The sequence below is a fragment of the Luteibacter sp. genome (genome assembly GCF_035539195.1).
Taxonomy (GTDB): Bacteria; Pseudomonadota; Gammaproteobacteria; order Xanthomonadales; family Rhodanobacteraceae; genus Luteibacter.
This window is the reverse complement of record NZ_DATLIW010000025.1, coordinates 110,557-129,013: the sequence shown is the minus strand read 5'-3', so window position 1 is coordinate 129,013 and position 18,457 is coordinate 110,557. Positions and strand designations below refer to the sequence as shown.

16 protein-coding genes and 3 tRNA genes are annotated in these 18,457 nt (G+C 64.6%); 8 read left to right on the top strand and 11 right to left on the bottom strand.

Going from position 1 to position 18,457, the window contains the following annotated elements; genetic code table 11:
* Window positions 1-66: 66 nt before the first annotated feature.
* The gene (locus VM621_RS07345; protein ID WP_325468313.1) at window positions 67-2,124 is read left to right on the top strand and encodes a 3-hydroxyacyl-CoA dehydrogenase NAD-binding domain-containing protein; all 2,058 of its coding nucleotides are present in this window, start codon (window positions 67-69) and stop codon (window positions 2,122-2,124) included.
* A 276-nt stretch (window positions 2,125-2,400) separates the two neighbouring features.
* On the opposite strand, the gene VM621_RS07340 is transcribed toward VM621_RS07345, so the two are convergent.
* The 5 genes from VM621_RS07340 to VM621_RS07320 form a co-directional block, all read right to left on the bottom strand.
* Window positions 2,401-3,135, bottom strand: coding sequence for a DUF2058 family protein (locus VM621_RS07340; protein ID WP_325468312.1), 735 nt, complete (start codon window positions 3,133-3,135; stop codon window positions 2,401-2,403).
* Window positions 3,136-3,160: 25 nt separating this feature from the next.
* Window positions 3,161-3,364 carry a SlyX family protein gene (locus VM621_RS07335; protein WP_325468311.1) on the bottom strand — a complete coding sequence of 68 codons (204 nt, stop codon included), beginning with the start codon at window positions 3,362-3,364 and terminating at the stop codon, window positions 3,161-3,163.
* Between the two features lies 1 nt (window position 3,365).
* Window positions 3,366-4,715, bottom strand: a complete 1,350-nt coding sequence (locus tag VM621_RS07330) for a UDP-glucose/GDP-mannose dehydrogenase family protein (protein ID WP_325468310.1) — start codon at window positions 4,713-4,715, stop codon at window positions 3,366-3,368.
* A 127-nt stretch (window positions 4,716-4,842) separates the two neighbouring features.
* A complete protein-coding gene (locus VM621_RS07325; protein ID WP_325468309.1) occupies window positions 4,843-5,622 on the bottom strand; it encodes an FKBP-type peptidyl-prolyl cis-trans isomerase in 780 nt (259 codons plus the stop codon).
* A 165-nt stretch (window positions 5,623-5,787) separates the two neighbouring features.
* Window positions 5,788-7,548 carry a cation:proton antiporter gene (locus tag VM621_RS07320; protein ID WP_325468308.1) on the bottom strand — a complete coding sequence of 587 codons (1,761 nt, stop codon included), beginning with the start codon at window positions 7,546-7,548 and terminating at the stop codon, window positions 5,788-5,790.
* Window positions 7,549-7,752: 204 nt separating this feature from the next.
* On the opposite strand from VM621_RS07320, the gene VM621_RS07315 reads away from it, so the two are divergent.
* The 3 genes from VM621_RS07315 to VM621_RS07305 all read left to right on the top strand — a co-directional run bounded on the left by VM621_RS07315 (window position 7,753) and on the right by VM621_RS07305 (window position 8,060).
* A tRNA-Ala gene (locus VM621_RS07315) sits at window positions 7,753-7,828 on the top strand.
* A gap of 11 nt (window positions 7,829-7,839) precedes the next feature.
* Window positions 7,840-7,915: transfer RNA gene (locus tag VM621_RS07310), tRNA-Glu, on the top strand.
* A 68-nt stretch (window positions 7,916-7,983) separates the two neighbouring features.
* Window positions 7,984-8,060: transfer RNA gene (locus tag VM621_RS07305), tRNA-Asp, on the top strand.
* A gap of 248 nt (window positions 8,061-8,308) precedes the next feature.
* On the opposite strand, the gene VM621_RS07300 is transcribed toward VM621_RS07305, so the two are convergent.
* Window positions 8,309-8,785, bottom strand: coding sequence for a DUF1249 domain-containing protein (locus VM621_RS07300; protein WP_325468307.1), 477 nt, complete (start codon window positions 8,783-8,785; stop codon window positions 8,309-8,311).
* Between the two features lie 27 nt (window positions 8,786-8,812).
* Entirely contained in the window at window positions 8,813-9,628 is an 816-nt protein-coding gene (gene ppsR, locus VM621_RS07295; protein ID WP_046966780.1) for a posphoenolpyruvate synthetase regulatory kinase/phosphorylase PpsR, read from the bottom strand.
* A gap of 186 nt (window positions 9,629-9,814) precedes the next feature.
* On the opposite strand from ppsR, the gene ppsA reads away from it, so the two are divergent.
* Window positions 9,815-12,187, top strand: a complete 2,373-nt coding sequence (gene ppsA / locus VM621_RS07290; RefSeq protein WP_325468306.1) for a phosphoenolpyruvate synthase — start codon at window positions 9,815-9,817, stop codon at window positions 12,185-12,187.
* Between the two features lie 288 nt (window positions 12,188-12,475).
* On the opposite strand, the gene VM621_RS07285 is transcribed toward ppsA, so the two are convergent.
* From VM621_RS07285 to VM621_RS07270, 4 genes are all read right to left on the bottom strand, one after another.
* On the bottom strand, window positions 12,476-13,243 hold the full coding sequence (locus tag VM621_RS07285) for a DeoR/GlpR family DNA-binding transcription regulator (RefSeq protein ID WP_325468305.1): 768 nt from the start codon (window positions 13,241-13,243) through the stop codon (window positions 12,476-12,478).
* Window positions 13,240-13,860: an HAD family phosphatase gene (locus tag VM621_RS07280; RefSeq protein WP_325468304.1), complete on the bottom strand. Its 621-nt coding sequence runs from the start codon at window positions 13,858-13,860 to the stop codon at window positions 13,240-13,242. Before VM621_RS07280 ends, VM621_RS07285 begins: the two co-directional genes overlap by 4 nt.
* Window positions 13,861-13,875: 15 nt before the next feature.
* Window positions 13,876-14,997, bottom strand: coding sequence for an MFS transporter (locus VM621_RS07275; protein WP_325468303.1), 1,122 nt, complete (start codon window positions 14,995-14,997; stop codon window positions 13,876-13,878).
* 96 nt (window positions 14,998-15,093) lie between these two features.
* Complete coding sequence (locus VM621_RS07270; RefSeq protein ID WP_325468302.1) at window positions 15,094-15,420, bottom strand: hypothetical protein; 327 nt, start codon at window positions 15,418-15,420, stop codon at window positions 15,094-15,096.
* A gap of 295 nt (window positions 15,421-15,715) precedes the next feature.
* Here VM621_RS07270 and lexA point away from each other — a divergent pair, with 295 nt between their 5' ends.
* From lexA to VM621_RS07255, 3 genes are all read left to right on the top strand, one after another.
* Window positions 15,716-16,342, top strand: coding sequence for a transcriptional repressor LexA (lexA, locus tag VM621_RS07265; RefSeq protein WP_325468301.1), 627 nt, complete (start codon window positions 15,716-15,718; stop codon window positions 16,340-16,342).
* 2 nt (window positions 16,343-16,344) lie between these two features.
* On the top strand, window positions 16,345-16,974 hold the full coding sequence (gene imuA / locus VM621_RS07260; protein WP_063571834.1) for a translesion DNA synthesis-associated protein ImuA: 630 nt from the start codon (window positions 16,345-16,347) through the stop codon (window positions 16,972-16,974).
* A 73-nt stretch (window positions 16,975-17,047) separates the two neighbouring features.
* A complete protein-coding gene (locus tag VM621_RS07255; protein ID WP_325468300.1) occupies window positions 17,048-18,457 on the top strand; it encodes a DNA polymerase Y family protein in 1,410 nt (469 codons plus the stop codon).

The following is an 18,457-nucleotide window of genomic DNA, read 5'->3' as shown; positions in this document are numbered from 1 at the left end:
GGTATCTCGCATTCGGCCCTGTGGGAAGGTATGGTGATGCGCTTATTCGCCAGCGTACGACCCGCCATGTTCGAAGGACTCCGATTCAAGCACTGGAAGACCAACGTGGGCGACGACGGTATCGTCGTGCTCACCTTCGACCGCGAGGGCGCCAGCGCCAACGCGCTGTCGCGAGAGGTGCTCGACGAACTCGATACGATCGTCGAGCGCCTGGCTATCGAGAACCCCCGTGGTGTCGTCATCCACTCGGCGAAACCCTCGGGCTTCGCCGTGGGCGCGGATATTCGCGAATTCGTCGAGTACGCCCACACCGGCACCGTCCTCGCCAACATCGAGAACGGCCAGCGGGTGTTCGAGAACCTCGCCCGCCTGCCGTGCCCCACCGTGGCCGCCATTCATGGTGCCTGCATGGGCGGTGGCACGGAACTCGCCCTGGCCTGCCGCCAGCGCATCGCGGTGGACGATGACGCGACGAAGATCGGCCTTCCCGAAGTGATGCTCGGCATCCATCCCGGCTGGGGCGGCACGGCCCGCCTGCCGCGCCTGATCGGCGCGCCGGACGCCCTGCCCGCCATGCTCACCGGCAAGCCGTTCAATGCCCGGCGTGCCAAGGCTGTCGGCCTGGTCGACCGTCTTGCCCGCGCGGACGAATTGCTCGCCGAAGCCCGTCACCTCATCAAGCGTCCCCACCAGCGTCCCTTCGCACAGCGCGCCAAGGCCTGGGCCACCAACACCCTGCCGGCGCGCGCGATCCTCGCGCCCATGGTCCGCAAACAGACCGCCGCCAAGGTGCGCAAGGAACATTACCCGGCGCCGTTCGCCCTGATCGACACCTGGGCACGTGGCGGCGCCAGCATCCAGCAACGGCTGAAACTCGAAGCGAAGTCGGTGGCCAAACTCGCCACGACACCCACCGCGCGCAACCTCATCCGCATTTTCTTCCTGCAGGAGCGCCTGAAAGGTCTCGGCGGTGGCACCGATCACGGCATCAAGCACGTGCATGTGGTCGGCGCGGGCACCATGGGTGGCGACATCGCCGCCTGGTCGGCGCTCAAGGGGTTCGATGTCACGTTGCAGGATCGGGAACTGCGTTTCATCGAGCCCGCGATCCAGCGCGCACGGACGCTGTTCGAGAAGAAGCTCAAGGCACCGGCCAAGGTCGATGCCGCCGTGGCCCGCCTGCGTGCGGACGTCGACGGCAAGGGCGTGGCCGATGCCGACCTCGCCATCGAAGCCATCTTCGAGAATCCGGAAGCCAAGCACGCCCTATATGCCGCGATCGAACCGCAGTTCCAGGCGGACGAGATCCTGGCCAGCAACACGTCCTCGATTCCCCTGGACGAACTGCGCCAGGGCCTGAAGGCACCGCAGCGTTTCCTCGGCCTGCACTTCTTCAACCCGGTGGCGCAGATGCCTCTGGTCGAAGTCGTCCGCCACGACACGCTCGACCCCGCGATCGAAAAGCGGGCCCTGGCCTTCTGCAAAGCCATCGGCAAACTGCCGGTGCCGGTCAAGGGAACGCCAGGCTTCCTGGTCAACCGCATCCTGATGCCCTACCTGATGGAAGCGATGCGTCTTTACAACGAAGGCGTGCCCGGCCCCGTTCTCGATCGTGAAGCGAAGAAGTTCGGCATGCCGATGGGCCCGATCGAACTGGCCGATACGGTCGGTCTCGACGTCTGCGCCTCGGTCGGCAAGGAGCTAGCGCCCTTCCTGGGCCTGGAGATTCCGCACGGCCTGGAAGAAAAGATCGCGGCGAACAAGCGCGGCAAGAAGGACGGCGAAGGCCTTTACGTGTGGAAGGAAGGCAAACCGGATAAACCCGACGTCGACCCCGACTACGTACCTCCGGCCGACATCCAGGACCGCATGATCCTGCCGATGGTCAACGAGGCCATCGCCTGCCTCGCCGAAGGCGTGGTCGACGATGCCGACCTGCTCGATGCGGGCGTCATCTTCGGCACCGGCTTCGCCCCGTTCCGCGGCGGCCCGATCCAGTACGTGCGCACGGAAGGCCTGGCCGTGGTGCGCGAACGCCTGGCCAAGCTGGAAGCCAAGCACGGCGCGCGCTTCGCCAAGAAGGAAGGCTGGGACAATCCCGAGCTGACTTCGCCACCGGCCTGACCCGGAAGCATCGCCGCTGACCAGACCATCGCCGCTGAAGCGGCTCCCACCGAGCAGGTTGCGACCAGCCCGGCAGAAGCCGACTCTCCTGCTCTGTGGGAGCCGACCCACTAGTTCGGCAGGAGCCGACTCTCCTGCCGGCAGGAGCCGACCCACTAGCCGGGCAGGAGCCGACTCTCCTGCCCTGTGGGAGCCGACCCACTAGCCGGGCAGGAGCCGACTCACCTGCCCTGTGGGAGCCGATTCATCGGCGATCCGCGCGCCAGCGCGGCAACGTCACCACATCAGATCGTCGGGCACCCCGTCGTCCGACTCGCTGACCGCGTTCGGATCGACAAGCAAGGCGACAAACTCCGGCGCCAGCGCCTGCAGTTCTACGATCACGGTCTTGTCGACGATCAGGTAGCGCCCGCCCTGCTGTACCACACCAAGCTCGCCCGCATTGATCGCGGCCAGTTGGGCGGCGTCGACATGGACGCGACGGATCTTCTCGCCGTACGGAAAATGGCGAACCTGATCGGCGTCGGCAAGGTTCAGGGCCTTGCCCTTGAGCAACTCCTCTACCTTGCGCTTCTTCTCCTTGCGCAGCCGCGCCTGCTCCGCCGCCTCGGCTTCGAGACGGCGACGCTCGGTCGCATCGGTCTGTGCGCGGATTGCATAGGCCTTGGCCAGATCGATCTCGCCGTCCTTGCGCGGCGGCCGCGGTGGCCCGCCCGCCCCGGGCTTGCCACCCTGCTGGGGACGCCCGGCACCTTGCTGGGGTCGACCCGCGCCCTGGGGGCGATTGCCTTGCTGGGGACGGCCGCCTTGCTGGGGCCTGCCGCCTTGCGACGGCTTGGCACCCTGGCGCGGATTGTTGCCCGCGTAAGGCTGGCCACTACCCGCGGACGGTCGCCCGCCCTTGCTGCCGTCGCTTCCACCCTGACGCGGCGGTGTGGACGTCCTTTTCTCTTCGCGGATCTCCTTGACGAGGCCGCTCTTCAACAACTGGTCGCGCAGGGACTCTGCCATGATCGGTAAGGCTCGTTCGGTCGTTTCAGTAATGCGGCGGCGGTGGCTCGTTGGCAGTATCGCTGCCGAGTCCCGCACGCATGTTCATGAGGTCGGAACGCAAATCGCGCACCGCCCTCTCCAGTCGATCCAGTCGTCGGGATATCTCGGTATCCGCCGATGACAGCCCATTGACCGTGTCGTCGATGAAGGCGAGACGCATCTCGAGCTCCATCACGCGTTCGTCCATATCAGTCACCGTGGCGGCCTGCCAGGCTGCGGCCGCGGCCGATGCCGTAATAGGCGATGCCCGCTTCCTCGACCGTTATCGGATCGTAGAGATTGCGGCCGTCGAAGATCGCCGGAGTCTTCAACAGCGACCTGACGCGCGCGAAGTCCGGGGCACGAAACGCTTTCCATTCGGTGACGATCATCAACGCATCCGCGCCGTCGATTGCGTCGTACGGGCGCTCGACCAGCTGCAGGTCGGCCCGCTCCCCATAGATGCGACGAGTTTCGTCAGCCGCCTCGGGATCGAACGCCTTGACGATCGCGCCGGCGTCCCACAGCTGCTCCATCAGGCGACGGCTCGATGCTTCGCGCATGTCATCGGTATTCGGCTTGAAGGCCAGGCCCCAAAGTGCGATGGTCCGCCCCTTCAGCTCACCACGGAAGTGACGCGACAGCAGCGCGAACAGGCGCGACTTCTGCGAGTCGTTCACCGCTTCCACGGCATCGAGCAGGCGGGCGTCGTAGCCAACCCCATGCGCGGTGCGCGCCAGTGCCTGAACGTCCTTCGGGAAGCACGAACCGCCGTAGCCCGCGCCCGGATAGATAAAGTGATACCCGATGCGCGGGTCCGCGCCGATCCCCTGGCGCACGAGCTCCACGTCCGCGCCGACGTGCTCGGCGATGTTCGCGATCTCGTTCATGAAGCTGATCTTGGTCGCGAGCATCGCATTGGCCGCGTACTTGGTCAGCTCGGCGGAACGCTCGTCCATGACGACCATGCGATCGTGGTTGCGATTGAACGGCGAATACAGCTTGCGCAAGATGGCGATCGCCTTCGGGCTGGACGCACCGACGATGATCCGGTCCGGACGCATGCAATCCTCGACGGCATCGCCCTCTTTGAGGAATTCGGGATTGGAAACCACGTCGAAGGGAACGTCGACGCCGCGCACCTGCAAGCGCGCGAGGACGGCTTCGCGCACGCGGTCGGCGGTGCCGACCGGAACGGTCGACTTGTTGACCACGACGGTATAGCGGTCGATGTTGTCGCCGATGGTTTTCGCCACAGCGAGCACGTACTGGAGATCGGCGCTTCCGTCTTCGTCCGGCGGCGTGCCGACGGCAATGAAAACGACCTCGCCATGGCCGACCGCGGGGACCGCGTCGGTGGTGAAGTCCAGCCGGCCTTCCGCAAAGTTGCGAACCACCATCGGTTTCAGGCCGGGCTCGTAGATGGGGATATCGCCGGCCTTCAGGCGGCCGACCTTGCTCGCGTCGACGTCCACGCACACCACGTGGTTACCCATTTCGGCAAGGCAGGTGCCGGTGACGAGACCGACGTAGCCGGTGCCGAAGATCGTGATTTTCATGGAACTCCCGGGGGCATCAAGACCTGCCGTCGTAACGGTCGATTGTAGTCCCGGCCGGCGCCCAGGCAAAGAAAAAGGGCGCGGATCGCTCCGCGCCCTTCTATTTTCCTACAGGTGGTGCGAGGGCTTACTTGCCGCCCGGAGCAGCACCCGGGCCGCCGGGACCACCGGCCGGAGCCGGACCGGTCTTGAGCAGCTCGACGTCGAAGATGATCGTCGCGTTCGGCGGGAAGCCGTTTTCCGGCTTGGCGCCGTACGCGATGTTCGACGGGATGAACAGCTTGTACTTGCCGCCGGTCTGCATCAGCTGCAGGCCTTCGCGGAAGCCCGGGATGACCGCCTGGAGCGGGATCGAGGCTGGGCCGGCCGGCTGATGATCGGCCGAGGCATCGAACTTCTCGCCGTTCACGAACGTACCGGTGTAGTTGATCGAGACCATGTCGTTCGGGCCCGGGCGCGCGCCGGTACCTGCCTGGACGACCGTGTACTGCAGGCCCGAAGCCGTGACCTTCACGCCGGGGGCGGTCTTGTTCTTGGCCAGGAACGCATCGCCTTCCTGCTTGTTCTGGGCCGCGACCTTGTTGTACTCGGCTTCGGCCTTGACCTTCAGCTGGGCCACGAAGGCTTCGCGGACGGACTTGGCTTCGGCTTCGCTCATGGTCGGCTTCTGGCCGGACAGGGCTGCCTGCAGGGCCTTGGCGACCGTGGCAGCGTCCACTTCCTTCGCGACGAGCGGCGGCAGGGAGCTGGCAAGGTCCCAACCCACGACGTAGCTGGCCTTCTGCTTGTCAACGGTGCCCGCACCAGCGGCAGCCGGCTTGGCTGCCTGGGCGGATGCGCCCGCGGCGGTACCCAGCGCAACCGCCAGGGCGACGGCCGTCATCGTGGGACGCAAAAATTGCTTCATTCGGTATTCCCTCTCTTGGAAAGATTCGGCGACGCCGCCGGTACACCTCCATGTGGAGGCGGAAACGCCATTGTGCGGTGGTTCGCGCCCTGCTTGCAATGACGTGGCGAGAGACAAGGTTTCACATCAAAAGTTCAGCAGCCTTTCACCGGGATGACGATTCGGTCACTCGTCGTGGCCAGGACCGGGTTTTTCCAGGGTGTCCCGGAGGGCCGCCTGCAGGCGGGCATGCACCTGAACCAGCACCCGCCAGAGCAGCCAAGTCAGGCCGATTCCTATAAGGATCAACACCCCGGCGACCTCGCGAGGGGGCAGGATGGTGGACGCCAGAGCCGCCACCAGGAGGCCGAGGATCAGCATCGCCACCACCGGAATGATCCGCCCCAGCACGGAGCGGATCCGGTACGTGCGGCTGCCGAAACGATCCGGAATGCTCAGTTCGGCCAGCAACATGCCCAGTGCGCCAGCCTTCCGGTACGTCGCGACCACCATCGGCAGGGACAGCAACGCGGCAAGCGACCATGCCAGGCTGCGGCGCACCGTGGGGTCGTCGCTGAGCAGGTCGACATGCAGGAAGCCACGGCGGTAAGCGAATGCGACGATGATGAATACCGCGATCACCAGCATCATGTTGATGAGCACATGCCAGACCAGCCGGCGGATCATCTTCATCACGATGGCGCCCTGCCCCTGCAGGCCCAGGCTGCCCATCCACTCCGTATAGGCGCCGAAGACGCCGGTGACGCGTGCGGGCAAGACCCGCCCGAGGAAGCTCGCAAGCGGATCGGAGGAGCGGATCAGGTATGGGGTGAGAAAGGTGGTGATCGCCGACACCGCGACCGCCACCGGATAGAGGAAATTGCTGGTCACCTTGAGCGTGAGCCCCAACGATGCGATGACGAAGGAAAATTCGCCGATCTGGGCCAGGCCCATGCCTACCCGCAGCGAGGTACGGCCGTCGTTGCCGGCGACGAAACTGCCGAAACTGCAGGTGACCACCTTACCCAGGACCACGGCGATGGTCACGATGGTGATCGGCCAGGCGTACTCCACGAGCAGCGCAGGGTCGATCAGCATGCCGATGGCGACGAAGAAGATCGCGCTGAACATGTCGCGCACCGGCATGATGATGCGTTCGATGCGCGCCACGCTTTCCGACTCGGCGACGATCGCCCCGATCATGAACGCGCCCAGCGCCACGCTGTAGCCCATCTCGGTCACCAGCAGGCAAAAACCGAAGCAGATGCCCAGTACCGCGATCAGCAGGACGTCGTTGCGGCTGACGCGCGCGATGTAGTCGACCACCCGCGGGACCAGCAGAAGCCCCACCACCAGCGACACGGCCATGAACAGGCCGAGCCGGCCGATCGCCGCGAAAGCCTGGCCCGCTTCCACGCCACCCGTGCTGGCGATGCCGGTGAGCAGGGCCATCAGGACGATGGCGAGCAGATCCTCCACGATGAGGATGCCGAACATGAGCTGGGCGAAACGCTCGCGCTTGAGACCCAGGTCCTCGAGCGCTTTCATGATGATCGTGGTCGAGGAGATCGACAGCATCGCGCCGAGGAAGATCGCGTCCATGGCGGACCAGTCGAAGAAGCGGCCGATCTCGTAGCCGATCCACACCATAAGCACGATTTCGGCGAATGCGGCGACCAGCGCCGCGCCGCCGACGGCACGCAGCTTCTTCAGGCTGAACTCGAGACCGAGCGCGAACAGCAGCAGGATCATGCCCAGTTCGGACAGCGTACGAATCGTTTCTTCGTCGTGGATGAAGATCACCGGCAACGTATGCGGCCCGATCAACAGGCCCGCGATGATGTAGCCGAGCACCACCGGCTGCCTCAGCCGCTGGAAGATCACGGTGGTCAGCCCGGCAACGAGCATCACCGTCGCCAGATCCTGGATGAAAACGATGCCGTGCATGCGTGCCCCTGCCAATGCGAAGGGACAGGTTAGCGCGTGCACAGGAACATGCGTACGGAATGCGCGCCGATGCGCGTGCACCGTCGTCACGCAAGTGCGCGCCAGCGTTCGTCATTCTCGAATTCGCAAAAATAATTTCAAAAAAAATGTAACGAATGCTTGACGAATTACCGGGTCGGACGTAATCTTTGCGGCTTCCAGCAGGGGGCCATAGCTCAGCTGGGAGAGCGCCTGCATGGCATGCAGGAGGTCGCCGGTTCGATCCCGGCTGGCTCCACCAACTTCTAAGACGTCCCCATCGTCTAGAGGCCTAGGACATCACCCTTTCACGGTGGCGACCGGGGTTCGAATCCCCGTGGGGACGCCACTTTCTGGTCCGCCAGAGAGTGTTAAGGACGAAGAAGTTGGAAAGTTGGAAAGCTGGAATGTAAGTGTGGAGCGGTAGTTCAGTCGGTTAGAATGCTGGCCTGTCACGCCGGAGGTCGCGGGTTCGAGTCCCGTCCGCTCCGCCATTACTTCCAAAAAGAATCCCGCCGGCTGGCGGGTTTTTTTTGCCCCGAATTTGGCCCCGAAGCCCGCTGTCACCTGAGAGCCGGCTTCGTGTGGGAGCCGCTTCAGCGGCGAATGGGCGACCACCTCAAACCGGCCCGCTGCCGCGGGATCGCCGCTGAAGCGGCTCCCACACGAAGCCGGCATGACCGGCTCCCACCATCGCCGGCATGACCGGCCCCCACCATTGCCGGCATGGCCGGCTCCCGGATCAATCGGGCTTGGTGTCTTCGAGGCGCTCGAGCGTCCCGATCGAATGCCCTTGCTCGGCCAGGAATTCCAGCCAGCGACTGAGGAAGCCGTTCATGCGCAGGCGATGCTGGAGCACCGTATTGGCCGGCGGAAAAGGGCCAAGCACCTGCCAAAGCTTGCGTCCGGGATGGCAATGCATGGCCTCGGCGACGTGCGCATCGGTGTACATGCGCAATTGGGCCGACGGCGACGGCTGCCCCGTGGTCTCGTCGACGAAGTCGTAGGTAAGCTCGAGTTCCAGCGTGTACGGGTGCTTTTCCTGCACATCCAGGCGCACTTTCAGGCCGTCGTCGACATCGGAGATGTAGCGGCCCGGCGCCAGCCGCTGCGGCGCGAACAGCCGTGCCAGCCGGTGATAGTTCTCCGCATACAGCCCCATCAGGAAGCCGAAGCGTCCTGGGAGGAAAGCGGATGGGCGTTCGATGACGGCGGTCATGTCGGGCGAGGTTCTCCGTAGGGCTGTCTAGTACATGTGACGTTCGATGCCGAGGTACTCGAAAATCTTGCTCGAAATCTCCTCGATCGACGTATGCGTGGTATTGAGGACGGGGATATTCTCCCGTCGCATGAGCCGGTCGGCTTGCTCCAGTTCCCAGCGGCACTGCTTCAGGGTCGCATATCTGCTGCCTGGGCGACGCTGCTCGCGTATCTGCGCAAGGCGGTTCGGGTCGATGGTCAGGCCGAACAGCCGGCTTCGATAGGGGCGGAGACGGGTTGGCAGCTCCAGCTTGTCCAGGTCGTCGTCCGTGAGCGGATAGTTGGCGGCACAGACACCGTAATGCAAGGCCATGTACAGGCAGGTGGGGGTCTTCCCGGAGCGCGAAACGCCGACCAGGACCAGGTCCGATTCGTTGTAATCGACATCCAGGCCGTCGTCATGCGCCAGGGCGTAATTGGTGGCGTTGATCCGAGCTTCGTAGCGCTCGAAGTCCACCAGGCCGTGCGAACGATTGACCGCGCCGGACTGCTTCGTACCGAGTTCGGCTTCGAGCGGGTCGATGAAGGGCGCGAACACGTCCAGCATCAGTGCACCGCTGCCGGCAACGATGTCGCACAGGGCCCGGGAGGTCATGGTGTTGACCACGATCGGCCGTTGGCCGTCCTGGGCGTACTTGGTCTTGATACGCAGGGAGGCCGCCTCGGCCTTCTGCGGGTTGTCGATGAACGGCAGGCGGTGGGTATCGAACTGGACCCCTTCGAACTGGGCCAGCATGCTGTTTCCGATGGTTTCGGCGGTAATGCCGGTGGAATCGGAAATGAAGAAGACGGTGCGGCGCATCGGGGGTTTTCCCAGCGGGTGGTCCATGGGCAAACCTTAGCGCAAGACGCCGGCATAACAAGCGACCCCTCATGATCCCTGAACGTTTGTGCATCGCGCCTTGTTCCGCGATAGCAGGGACACGACAATGCGCGGATTTTCTAGCGCGGCCCGCCGCCACCGACGAACCGATGTGAGGACTTTCCTTTGAGCGACCTGGTACTTTGGCTCGACGCGCTGCGCATGACCGATCTGGGCAAGGTAGGCGGCAAGAATGCCTCCCTTGGCGAAATGATCGGCAACCTGGCGAAACTGGGCGTGTCCGTTCCGGGTGGCTTTGCCACCACGGCCGACGCCTTCCAGACCTATCTTGAAAAGAGCGGCCTTGCCAAGCGCATCCAGGAACGCCTGGCCACGCTGGACGTGGACGATGTGGACGAACTGGTCCGCGGCGGCAAGGAGATCCGCGGCTGGATCGTCGATACCGCCCTGCCCGCCGACCTCGAACAGGCCATCCGCGACGCTTACATCAAGCTTTGCAAGGACGCCGGCGCCGACGATATCGCCGTGGCCGTGCGCTCATCCGCTACGGCGGAAGACCTTCCGGACGCCTCGTTTGCCGGCCAGCAGGAAACCTTCCTCAACGTGGTCGGCATCGACGACGTGTTGCACAAGGTGAAGGAGGTTTTCGCCTCCCTCTACAACGACCGCGCCATTGCCTATCGCGTCCACCAGGGCTTCAAGCACGAGGACGTCTTCCTGTCCGCCGGCGTGCAGCTGATGGTCCGTTCGGACGTGGGCGCATCGGGCGTGCTGTTCACCCTGGACACCGAATCCGGCTTCCGCGATGTCGTCTTCGTAACCGGTTCGTACGGCCTGGGCGAAATGGTGGTCCAGGGCGCCGTGAATCCGGACGAGTTCTACGTATTCAAGCCGACCCTGCGCGAAGGCAAGCCGGCCGTGCTTCGCCGCAGCCTCGGCGCCAAGCAGCAGCGCATGGTCTATTCGGACCAACCCGGTGAGCGTGTGCGTATCGAGGAAACGCCCGTCGAACTGCGTCACCGCTTCTGTGTCGTCGACGCCGATGTCGAGGAACTGTCCCGCCAGGCGTTGATCATCGAGAAGCACTACGGCCGCCCGATGGACATCGAGTGGGCGAAGGACGGCCATACCGGCAAGCTCTATATCGTGCAGGCACGCCCGGAAACGGTGAAGTCGCGCGCCACGACGACCACGCTCGAGCGCTTCCAGCTCAACGAGAAAGGCAAGGTGCTCACCGAAGGCCGCGCCATCGGCCAGAAGATCGGCTCGGGCAAGGCGCGCGTGATCCGCTCGCTGGCCGACATGAACAAGGTGCAGCCCGGCGACGTTCTCGTGGCCGACATGACCGATCCCGACTGGGAGCCGGTGATGAAGCGTGCCGCGGCGATCGTCACCAACCGAGGCGGGCGCACCTGCCACGCGGCGATCATCGCCCGCGAGCTTGGGGTGCCGGCGGTCGTCGGCTGCGGTAACGCGCTGGAGACCATTCCGGACGGGGCCGAAGTCACCGTGTCCTGCGCCGAAGGCGATACCGGCACGATCTACGAGGGTCTGCTCAAGTTCGACCGCATCACGGCCGACCTCGGCGCGATGCCCGAAGCACCGCTCAAGATCATGATGAACGTGGCCAACCCGGAGCGGGCATTCGACTTCGGCATGCTGCCCAATGCCGGCATCGGCCTTGCCCGCCTGGAAATGATCATCGCCAGCCACATCGGCGTACATCCGAAGGCGCTGCTGGAATACGCCAAGCAGGACCCGGAAACCAAGGCCCGCATCGACGCGCGTATCCAGGGCTACAAGGACCCCGTGTCGTTCTATGTCGACCGTCTCGCCGAAGGCATTTCCACTATCGCTGCCTCGGTGTACCCCAAGCCGGTGATCGTGCGCCTGTCCGACTTCAAGTCGAACGAGTACGCCGGCCTCCTTGGCGGTTCGCGCTACGAGCCGCACGAAGAGAACCCGATGATCGGCTACCGCGGCGCCAGCCGTTACGTCGACCCGGGCTTCGCCGATTCCTTCGCGCTCGAGTGCAAGGCGGCCAAGTATGTGCGTGAAACGATGGGCATGACCAACGTATGGATCATGATCCCCTTCGTGCGCACGCTGGACGAAGGCCGCAAGGTCATCGAGGTACTGCGCAAGAACGGCCTCGTTCAGGGCGAGAACGACCTGAAGGTCATCATGATGTGCGAGGTTCCCTCCAACGCCCTGATGGCCGACGAGTTCCTCGATATCTTCGACGGCTTCTCGATCGGCTCGAACGACCTCACCCAGCTCACCCTTGGCCTGGATCGCGATTCGAGCATCGTCGCCAACCTCTTCGACGAGCGCGACCCCGCGGTGAAGAAGCTGCTCTCGATGGCGATCAGCACGGCCCGCGCCAAGGGCAAGTACATCGGCATCTGTGGCCAGGGCCCGTCCGACCACCCGGATCTTGCCGAGTGGCTGATGGAACAAGGCATCGAATCGGTATCGCTCAACCCGGATACCGTCGTCGATACCTGGCTACGCCTGGCGAAGAAAAAGGCCGGCTGAGAGAAGGCCGGCTGAGAGAAGGCTGGCAGAGACAAGACTCCTACCGGGCCACGCTCGGTAGGAGCCGATGTATCGGCATGGACGCCAGCGAACCTGTAGGAGCCGCTTCAGCGGCGATGCCCCCAGCGAACCTGTATGTGGGAGCCGCTTCAGCGGCGATAGCCCCCAGCGAACCTGTGTGTGGGAGCCGCTTCAGCGGCGATGGCCCCCAGCGAATCCGTGGGAGCCGCTTCAGCGGCGATGGGTGCTCGCAGCAAACTCTCCACTGCCGCGGCATCGCCGGCACCGTTACATGTGAACGGTGACGCCGGCGGCGCGATAGCGCGCCACAACGCCTGCATCCGTATCCGCTGCGACGACCAAGTGCGAAATGCCGGTGATCGGCGCCGTGTGATGCGTCGCCGATGCCACCAGCTTGTCCGGCGTGGCGATGGCGACCGTCTCGCCACTCGCCTCGATGATCGCTTGCTTGAACACCGTCTCTTCCTCGTCGTAGGTCCATAACCCACGCTGGGGATCGATCGCGCAAACGCCCGGAAAACACAGGTCCGCACGAATATCCTGCGCCTGGCGCACGGTACGCGAGCCGATCGCCCCCCCGATCGCGGGATCGAGCTTGCCGCCGAGCATGATCACGTCGAAACCCGGTCGCCCCAATACAGCCAACGCTACGTCGGGCGCATTGGTCACCACGGTCAGGTCGTTGTGGTCGGGCAGCATCTTCGCCAGCACCGTGTTGGTGGAACCTGCATCGATGAAAAGGATCTGACCCGTGCCCACAAGGCCAAGTGCCGTACGCGCCAACGCACGTTTCAGCTCGGTGCGTTCGGCGTGGCGCTCGCCCAAGGGGGGTATGTTCACGGCGAGCAATGCGCCGCCATAAACACGGCGACACAGGCCCTGCGCCGCGAGATCGCGCAGGTCACGACGGATCGAATCTTCCGATACACGGAACTCCAGGGCGAGATCCGCCGCGATGACCTTGCCATCGCGTTGCAGGCGCTCGAGGATCAGTTGCTGCCGCTCGCGCGGTAGCGTGGTATCCGGTACGTTCATTTCGGCAGGAATCCGAGCTCGATCAGTTCCGCGCGCAACTGGGCCGGGCTATGGAAATGGATGCCGTAGATACCGAGAGCCTCCGCCGCCTCCACGTTGACCTTGTTGTCGTCGATGAAGATGGCGCACGTCGGGTCGATGTCGTAGCGCTCGAGCAGGGTTTCGTAGAGTTTCGGGTTGGGCTTGATCATGCCTTCCTCGCCCGACACCACGATGCCGTCGAAGCAGTCGAAAAAGGCATAACGCTGGCGTGCGATAGGAAAGGTCTCGTGCGACCAGTTGGTCAGGCCGTAAAGCGGATGCCCTGCTTCCTTCAGCTCGCGCAGGATGTGCAGGCTGTCGTCGATGGGACCTCCCAGGGTTTCTTCCCAACGGTGCTGATAAGCCGCGATCAGGTCGGCCTGGGTGGGATGTTCCGCAGCCAACAAACGGACGGCTTCATCCCAGGGTCGGCCAGCATCCTGCTGCAGGTTCCACTCGGGCGTGGTCACCTCGGCAAGGAAACGCTCCATGCCTGCTTCGTCGTCGCCAAACAACTTGCTGTACAGATAGCGGGGATTCCAGTCGACGAGCACGCCACCGAAATCGAAGATGACCACATTGCGTTTGGAATGCATGGAAGACTCCTTGGATCAGCGGCGCGCGATAGACGCGCAAAGGGATACCACGAGGAGCAGGCTGGCGACGCCGCCCAGGGCGATCGACAGTGTGCTGGCGTTGGCAACGAAGCCGATGACGGCTGGTCCGGCGAGCATGCCCGCGTAACCGAGTGTGGTCACCGTGGCGATGCCGATGCCCGGTGAGGTACGCGTTTGCCGGCCGGCGGCGCTGAACAGCACGGGGACGATATTGGAGGCACCGATGCCGACCAGCGCAAATCCCAGCAGGGCGGCCGGCCCCCAGGGCAGCGTCGTGGCAAGGAAGAAGCCGACGGCGGCGATCAGACTGCCGAAGCGCACGATGCTGACCGGGCCCAGTGCGGCAGTGATGCGGTCGCCGAGCAGGCGCCCTACCGCCATGGCCACCGAGAACGCTGCGTAGCCCAGGCCAGCCACCGACGGATCGAAGCCACGCGAGAAACGCAGGAACACGGCACTCCAGTCGAGCATGGCGCCCTCGGCGAGGAAGACCACCATGCAGAGGAAACCGAGAAGGAACACTGCCCCACCCGGCAGGCGGAAATGCGTGTGCGGCTCACCGGAGCCATCGTCGTGACGGACGAGGAAGTGACGCCACTGCGTGGTCACGATGGCCAGCAACAGGATCGATACGGCGATCGCGCTGCCGGTCAACGGCGAGCCCGCATGCAGCAGTGCCGCCATTCCCGCAGAGCCAGCGAGACCGCCCACGCTGAACAGACCGTGGAAACCCGACATCATCGGCCTCCCCTGCTGCTTCTCGACATCGACCGCGTGCGCATTCATCGCCACGTCGACCACGCCGATCGAGGCACCGAAGAACAGCAAGGCCGCGCCCAGCCACCACACGCTCGGCGCCAGGGTCAGCAAGGGCAAGGCCAGGCAGACCAGCAGACCACTGACACCGATCACGTCGCGATGGCCGAAGCGATGACTCAGGAAGCCGGCGAGAGGCATCGCTATCACGGCGCCAAAACCCATGCACAGCAATACGAGGCCCAGGGTGGCGTCGTCCAGAGCCAGGCGCGCTTTTGCATAAGGCACCATCGGCGCCCAGCTGGCCATGCCGATACCGGAGAGTAAAAAGATCAAACGGGTGGCGCGTACGGGATTCATGCAGCTTCCGGGGGCGAGGAATGCGCATCAATGTACGCAAACGTGCATAAACGTGCAATAGCCGATGCCATGCACGCCTCGCTTGCGCGAAGCAGGTCAGATCCAGTGAAAGCCTTTGGCCATAAGGGTGGCCATAGCCAGGGCGCCGCTGATCAGCGCACCGAATAGAAGACGGAAATCCATGCGTGCCTGATGGCGGACATCACGGAACTCGGATCGGGCTTCTTTCTGAAAGTCGCGCATTTCATTCTTGAACTCGCGCATTTCATTCTTGAACTCACGCATCTCGCCCTTGAACTCACGCATCTCGCCTTTGAATTCGCGCATTTCACCCTTGAAATCACCGACTTCGGCACGTAAGCCGCGAAGGTCATCCTGAATATGCTGGGTAGTCGCTTCCAGGCGGGTGAGTCTATGTTCCATGAGGGCATCCTGCGGGAGTGGCGTGGAGCAAGCAAGCCGTGCGCACCCCGTTGACGGCGAAGCTGGCGTCTCTTGGGAAACGGGAGATGAGCTCATGGCAATCAGCAGGCCGCACATGCGGCTTATCCGGGGGGCTTGTCTATCGTTGACGCTTCCGGAAGCGCCCTCCAGAGGCCTTCGCCCTGGCCTTCGTGTAGGCAAAAGCCCAAAAGGGCGCGCGCCGGCAACCCTTGAGACATCTCGCAATCGAAGCTCCCCCTTGCGCCACTCGCCCGGCATGTGTACAAATGTACGCATGTCGACTCCTACCCTTACCGAGCGTCAGCAAAAGACCCTCTCCTTCCTGCAGGAATATCTGCAGACGCAGGGGCTCCCGCCGACTCTGCGCGAAATCGCCGATGCCCTGGGCTTCTCCAGCCACAGTTCGGCGCAGGCCTGCGTCGAGTCACTGGTACGCAAAGGTGTACTGGAGCGGTCCCCGCAACACCGCGGCCTGCGCCTGCCTGCCGGCCTGGCCGCCAGCCTGCAAGCCCCGGCAGCCAACGAACTACCGCTGATCGGCCGCGTCGCCGCCGGTTCGCCCATCCTCGCCGAGGAAAACATCGAATCGCAACTGGAAGTCGATCCCGCGCTGTTCCGCCCACGCGCCGACTACCTGCTGCGTGTCGTCGGCCTGAGCATGCGCGATGTCGGCATCCTCGACGGCGACCTGCTCGCCGTCCACAAGACGGCCGTTGCCAGCGACGGTCAGATCGTAGTCGCCCGGCTGGACGACGAAGTCACCGTGAAGCGCCTCAAGCACGACCGCAACCGTGTCCTGTTGCTGCCTGAAAATCCCGACTTCGAGCCGATCGAAGTCGACCCCCGTCGCCACGCGTTCGCCATCGAAGGGCGTTACGTCGGCATCATCCGCAGGACCTGACCATGAACGCCATCGCTTCCCCGAATCTCGCTCAGGTGCTCGACCATCCCGGTATCTGGCGGCGTTCCGCCGATCGCCAGCCGCGCGTCCGCGCGCTGTCGACAGGCTGGACCTCGCTCGACGCGAAGCTGCCTGGCGGCGGCTGGCCGCAAGGCGCTCTCAGCGAAATCCTGTTCGAGCACGACGGCCTGGGCGAACTCGACCTGGTCATGCCTGCACTGGCCGCGCTGACCCAGGAGCACCGCCGGGTGATCTTCGTCGCGCCGCCTTACCTTCCTTACGCGCCCGCGCTGGCCGCGGCCGGTGTCGACCTGCGCTTCCTGCACGAAATCCATGCGGGCAGCACCGAGGCCGCATGGAGTATGGAACAGTGCCTGCGCTCGGGTTGCTGTGGCGCCGTGGTCGGCTGGTTGCCCGACATCGACTATCGCAGCCTGCGTCGCCTGCAACTGGCCGCCGAAACCGGCGACGCCTGCGCGATGCTCTTCCGCCCGGCCACGCATGCCGCTCAGAACAGTCCGGCCGCGCTCCGCCTGAAGGTCAGCAACAGCGATGAAGCCACTTACGTGGATGTCCTCAAATCGCGCGGTCTGCTGACCACCACCGCTCCGCTGCTGCGCATGCGGGCCTGATGGATTCCGTCATGACGCCGCGTTCCACACGCCGTCGTGACGGACGCTCCGTCGTCGCCACTCCTACGCAGCCATGCTTTGGGCCTGTCTCCGTTTTCCCGGCCTGGCGTTCTCCGCCGCCTTCGCCGCGACACCGGAGGCAGGCCCCTCCGCTCTCCTCGACGGCCACGCGCGTCAGCGCCTGATCGCCGCCGCCAACGAAGAAGCCGCCGTCTTCGGCGTCCGCCGTGGACAGAGTGTCGCTGCCGCACGAGCACTCTGCCCGGCCCTGGATGTACGTCCACGCGACCGCGATGCCGAAACCCGTCTGCTCGCCGGCATTGCCGCGTGGTGCTACCAGTTCAGCGGCCATGTCAGCCTGGCGCCACCCCAGGCGATCCTGATGGAAGTCGGAGCCAGCCTGCGCCTGTTCGACGGCTGGCCGGTACTCGCCGAACGTCTGCGTAGCGGGCTGCTCGAACAAGGTCACCCGCACACCATGGCGGCCACGCCTTTCGCCTCGGCATCGTGGATTTTTGCCGCGAGCGCGGATGGCATGGTGTTGCCGGAACGGGAAGGCGTGCTGCGCATGCTCGCCGCCTTGCCACTGACCCAGAGCGGTCTTTCCGCCAGCATGGTGAAGTCCCTGCAGGCCATGGGTTTTCGCCGCCTGGAAGATATTTTCCGCCTGCCCCGTCCCGAACTGACCCGACGCATCGGCCGCGATGGCGTGGCCTGGCTCGATCGCATCCGTGGCCAGTCGGCACATGCCCTGCCCGCCTGGCAACCACCGGCGAGTTTTCTGCAGAAGATCGAGTTCGACAGCGAACTCGACGGCAGCCAGCCCCTACTGTTCCCGTTGCGGCGCCTGACCCGCGAACTGGCCAACCTGCTTGCCGCACGCGATGGCGGTGTGCAGCGCTTCACCCTGACACTCGAACACGCGCATGGGCAGAGCACCCGTATCGTCGTCGCCATGGCGGCGCCGCAGCGCGAGGCCGAGCGCCTTTTCGAACTGGCCCGCACACGCCTTGAACGAACGACGCTGCCGGCACCGGCGCGCGCGATCGAACTCATCGCCGACGAACTGCCGGTGTTTCGGCCGCCCCTACGCGATCTGTTCGAGCCGGTTCGCGGTGACGGACTCGACTGGCCCACGCTGGACGAACGGCTGCGCGCACGCCTGGGCGACGCGGCGTTGCGACAGATCGCCCTGGTCGCCGATCACCGACCCGAGCGCGCCATGCGCTATGGCACCCCGGGCCCCGTCGTTTCCCTGCCACGTCGACGCCGTCCGCTCTGGTTGCTGCCTCGCCCGATGCCCATGCGGCCGGATCCCGTCGCCGTCCTCGCCGGCCCCGAACGCATCGAAAGCGGCTGGTGGGATGGCGCCGATGCACGTCGCGATTACTACATCGTGCGCACGGCGGAGGGACAGCAGGCCTGGGCCTACCTGCCGCCCGGCACACTCGACGGCTGGATGCTGCACGGCTGGTTCGCCTGA

Coding starts and splice junctions, on each gene's coding strand:
- VM621_RS07345 (WP_325468313.1), top strand. CDS start 67: ATGTTCGAAGGACTCCGATTCAAGCACTGGAAGACCAACGTGGGCGAC.
- VM621_RS07340 (WP_325468312.1), bottom strand. CDS start 3,135: ATGGCAGAGTCCCTGCGCGACCAGTTGTTGAAGAGCGGCCTCGTCAAG.
- VM621_RS07335 (WP_325468311.1), bottom strand. CDS start 3,364: ATGGACGAACGCGTGATGGAGCTCGAGATGCGTCTCGCCTTCATCGAC.
- VM621_RS07330 (WP_325468310.1), bottom strand. CDS start 4,715: ATGAAAATCACGATCTTCGGCACCGGCTACGTCGGTCTCGTCACCGGC.
- VM621_RS07325 (WP_325468309.1), bottom strand. CDS start 5,622: ATGAAGCAATTTTTGCGTCCCACGATGACGGCCGTCGCCCTGGCGGTT.
- VM621_RS07320 (WP_325468308.1), bottom strand. CDS start 7,548: ATGCACGGCATCGTTTTCATCCAGGATCTGGCGACGGTGATGCTCGTT.
- VM621_RS07300 (WP_325468307.1), bottom strand. CDS start 8,785: ATGACCGCCGTCATCGAACGCCCATCCGCTTTCCTCCCAGGACGCTTC.
- ppsR (WP_046966780.1), bottom strand. CDS start 9,628: ATGCGCCGCACCGTCTTCTTCATTTCCGATTCCACCGGCATTACCGCC.
- VM621_RS07285 (WP_325468305.1), bottom strand. CDS start 13,243: ATGAACGTACCGGATACCACGCTACCGCGCGAGCGGCAGCAACTGATC.
- VM621_RS07280 (WP_325468304.1), bottom strand. CDS start 13,860: ATGCATTCCAAACGCAATGTGGTCATCTTCGATTTCGGTGGCGTGCTC.
- VM621_RS07275 (WP_325468303.1), bottom strand. CDS start 14,997: ATGAATCCCGTACGCGCCACCCGTTTGATCTTTTTACTCTCCGGTATC.
- VM621_RS07270 (WP_325468302.1), bottom strand. CDS start 15,420: ATGGAACATAGACTCACCCGCCTGGAAGCGACTACCCAGCATATTCAG.
- lexA (WP_325468301.1), top strand. CDS start 15,716: ATGTCGACTCCTACCCTTACCGAGCGTCAGCAAAAGACCCTCTCCTTC.
- imuA (WP_063571834.1), top strand. CDS start 16,345: ATGAACGCCATCGCTTCCCCGAATCTCGCTCAGGTGCTCGACCATCCC.
- VM621_RS07255 (WP_325468300.1), top strand. CDS start 17,048: ATGCTTTGGGCCTGTCTCCGTTTTCCCGGCCTGGCGTTCTCCGCCGCC.